The organism is Faecalibacterium prausnitzii (genome assembly GCF_003287495.1).
Lineage (GTDB): Bacteria > Bacillota > Clostridia > Oscillospirales > Ruminococcaceae > Faecalibacterium > Faecalibacterium prausnitzii_I.
This window is the reverse complement of record NZ_PRLE01000016.1, coordinates 1-1,078: the sequence shown is the minus strand read 5'-3', so window position 1 is coordinate 1,078 and position 1,078 is coordinate 1. Positions and strand designations below refer to the sequence as shown.

The window sequence follows — 1,078 nt, the reverse complement described above, 5'->3', positions numbered from 1 at the left end:
TCCACTTCAAAAAGCCAACCGCCAGCTACACCGACCTGTTCTCCCAACTGGAAACCGCTGGCACGATTTCAACGCGCGGCTTGAAGCCGGATGCCACCCATTACTGCGAGCTTGTCTTTGATGTCAACTCGGCCTACTTTGACAACCACGGCGGCTACGAGTTCGCCAAGCAGTTCTATGAGGATGCCTACCAAGCTGCCGTTCAAATCGTGGGCGGTGAGCAGTATATCCTCTCGGCAGTCATGCACGCCGATGAGATCAACCGTGCCATGACCGAAGCATTAGGCCGTGAAGTCTACCACTATCATCTCCATGTGGTCTATGTGCCTGTGGTGGAAAAGCAGATCCTCTGGTCGAAACGCTGCAAGGACAAGGCACTGGTCGGCACAGTCAAGGAGACCGTCATGCAGGTCAGCCGAAGCAAGAAGTGGGCTTCCAAGCCCCTGCTGGACGATGCCGGAAAGCCTGTCCTGCAAAAGAGCGGCAAGCCAGTCCTGAAGAAGTCGTACAGTGTCCTGCAAGACGATTTCTTCCACTATATGCGCAACGCCGGGTATACGGATGTAGAGCGCGGTGAGCGTGGCAGCACTGAAGAACACCTGACCGTCACCCAGTTCAAAGTCCAGCGGGAGCAGGAGCGACTGGACACTCTGACCGCCCAGATTGACCAGAAAGAGCAGCACCTCAGCCAAACCAACAAAACCCTCTCCAAGACCGAAAAGGAACTTGCCGCTGTGCAGAAAAAGGTCACGCTCACAAAAGAAGCCCTCATTCATGCGCGCGATCTGGATTATATTGGTAAGCGCACCTTCCTCGGCAACTACTCGCTGACCGAAGAAGAATTTTCCAAACTGAAAAAACAGGCTGACCACGGCTATATGATGGACGTAGAGAACCGCCGCCTGAAAGAAGAACTTTCCACCGCCAAGAAGGAAGCCATTCATTGGAGCAACAAGTACCACGACCTGTGGTACGATGTAAAGCCCTATCTGGATGCGCTCCACCGTGCTCCTGAACTGGTGCGCGGTTTTCTGGAAAAGATTCTTGCTCCCAAGCAGGAGCGCACCATGAATGTGCC

Annotated in this window: 1 protein-coding gene; it reads left to right on the top strand. The window is 54.1% G+C overall.

The features are described from left to right. Nucleotides 1-1,078, top strand: a 1,078-nt coding sequence (locus C4N22_RS12685) for a plasmid recombination protein (protein ID WP_112149214.1), incomplete at both ends; no start/stop codon positions are given.